Origin of the sequence: Blautia acetica (genome assembly GCF_038739805.1) — a bacterium.
Lineage (GTDB): Bacteria > Bacillota > Clostridia > Lachnospirales > Lachnospiraceae > Blautia.
Genome location: NZ_JBBEWO010000042.1, coordinates 1 through 2,097, shown reverse-complemented (window position 1 = coordinate 2,097; position 2,097 = coordinate 1). Strand labels below are relative to the sequence as shown.

The window sequence follows — 2,097 nt, the reverse complement described above, 5'->3', positions numbered from 1 at the left end:
TACGGGTGAGCCAGTGAAGAAACACAATAAATAAAACGCTTGGAGCGTAAGTAGGAAGTCAAAGCAAACCAGCAAGCTCCTTTTGGAGCTGTGCCGGTGTAAGGAAGCACTGAAAAGCCACCAGTTGGGGGCACCTGTAAATGTGGTGCAGTTAGCAGACTTCAGTGCGCCTTCCGGGCGCAAGCAGGTAATATCCCCTTATAGGGGGAGAACATGCCACCCGCTAAGCGGGTGGTCATGACTACCATCATTAATATTTGTAGGATACTTTGCTAATGATGTATTCGATTAAACATTTTTTGGGGATTTTCCAGTCTTTCCCTTCTTTAAATCCTTTCAATTGCCCAGTACGAACAATTTTATATGTTTGAGAGGTGCCTATTTTAAGAATATCCGCAACCTCTGGAATGGTTAAAATATCATCATAAGCTTCAAGCATGTTACTTTACCCCCCCCATTAAGTTAATATCCATATTAGATGCTAATGCGTATATTTGTCTGAGGAAATCTTTAAATACGGAACCAATGAAAGGTGACGTGTCAAGACGATGACTTGTTGTTGAAATGATAAAATGCGTGTATGGTATCATCTGTGCCGTAGGAGCATTGATTTCCATGGTAGGGGATTTGGCTGCTTCTGCGATTAAGAGAAACAAAGAGATTAAAGATTACGGAAAACTGATACCGGGACATGGAGGGGTTCTGGATCGGTTTGACAGCGTGATTTTTACAGCACCGTTTATCTATTTTCTGGCAAACGTGTTGATTTAAGGAGAAGGTAAGTATGATAAAAATTGCGATTTTAGGTTCTACAGGTTCCATTGGAACCCAGACCCTGGATATTGTGAGAAAAAATAAAGATTTACAGGTTCTTGGCCTGGCAGCAGGAAGAAATATTTCCATGCTGGAGGAACAAATCCGGGAATTTTCTCCAAGACTGGCAGCAGTAGGAGATGAAGAAAAAGCGGCAGAACTCAGAGAACGGGTCAAAGACACAGACTGCAAGGTAGTGGGAGGTATGGATGGACTTCTGGAACTGGCGGCTATGGAAGGCACACAGATTCTTGTCACAGCTATTGTGGGAATGATCGGAATCCGTCCTACTATTGAAGGAATCAAAGCAGGCAAAGATATTGCACTTGCTAATAAAGAGACCTTGGTCACAGCGGGACATATCATCATGCCGCTGGCAGAGCAATATGGGGTACGGATTCTGCCGGTGGACAGTGAACACAGTGCTATTTTCCAGGCATTAAACGGAGAAGAACATAAGACCATTGACAAATTGCTCATCACTGCATCCGGAGGTCCTTTCAGAGGAAGAAAAACAGAAGACCTGAGAGACATTCAGGTGGAAGATGCCCTGAAGCATCCAAATTGGGCTATGGGGCAGAAGATTACCATTGACTCAGCGACCCTGGTGAACAAGGGCTTAGAAGTCATGGAAGCGAAATGGCTGTTCGGTGTTGATCTGGCTCAGATTCAGGTAGTGGTGCAGCCCCAGAGTGTGATTCATTCTATGATTCGGTTTACAGATGGCAGTGTGATGGCACAGCTTGGAACACCGGATATGCGGCTGCCGATTCAATATGCTCTTTATGGTGGAACCAGGAGATATCTGGATGGGGAACGTCTGGATTTTGCAAAACTTGGTTCTATTACCTTCGAGAATCCAGATATGGAAACCTTCAAAGGCCTGCCTCTTGCCATGAAGGCATCACGAACAGGTGGTTCTATGCCAACGGTATTTAACGCTGCAAATGAAAAGGCAGTGGCTCTGTTCCTTCAGAAAAAAATTGCTTTTCTGGATATTTACCGGATTATTGAGGATGCTATGGAGAGTCATAAAGTAATCCCGGCACCTACCGTAGAAGAGATTTTAAATATCGAACAAGAAATATACAATAGAATTGAAAGCAGGTGGTAGATTGAAAATTTTAATTGCACTGTTGGTATTTTCTGTGATTGTGCTGTTTCATGAACTAGTATAACGAATATTAAATAATTGCTATATTAAATTGATACTGCTTCCTCTTCACTGATTTCATCCATTTTATACTTCCAGTGATAAACCACGGGTTCACGGTTCACTTCGTC

General features: G+C 43.0%; 2 protein-coding genes and 1 pseudogene. 2 read left to right on the top strand and 1 reads right to left on the bottom strand.

Going from position 1 to position 2,097, the window contains the following annotated elements; all coding sequences use genetic code 11:
- Positions 1 to 250 precede the first annotated feature (250 nt).
- A complete protein-coding gene (locus WBS51_RS15070) occupies positions 251 to 439 on the bottom strand; it encodes a helix-turn-helix domain-containing protein (protein WP_173749901.1) in 189 nt (62 codons plus the stop codon).
- Between the two features lie 140 nt (positions 440 to 579).
- Between WBS51_RS15070 and WBS51_RS15065 the strand changes: the two are divergent.
- Both WBS51_RS15065 and dxr read left to right on the top strand, forming a co-directional pair.
- Positions 580 to 771, top strand: a pseudogene (locus WBS51_RS15065) (phosphatidate cytidylyltransferase); the annotation flags it as partial.
- 13 nt (positions 772 to 784) lie between these two features.
- Positions 785 to 1,927 carry a 1-deoxy-D-xylulose-5-phosphate reductoisomerase gene (gene dxr, locus WBS51_RS15060; protein WP_342694156.1) on the top strand — a complete coding sequence of 381 codons (1,143 nt, stop codon included), beginning with the start codon at positions 785 to 787 and terminating at the stop codon, positions 1,925 to 1,927.
- Positions 1,928 to 2,097: the final 170 nt, after the last annotated feature.

What these genes read in the sequence shown, in the direction of transcription:
- dxr (WP_342694156.1), top strand. Translation starts at nt 785, where the DNA reads ATGATAAAAATTGCGATTTTAGGTTCTACAGGTTCCATTGGAACCCAG.
- WBS51_RS15070 (WP_173749901.1), bottom strand. Translation starts at nt 439, where the DNA reads ATGCTTGAAGCTTATGATGATATTTTAACCATTCCAGAGGTTGCGGAT.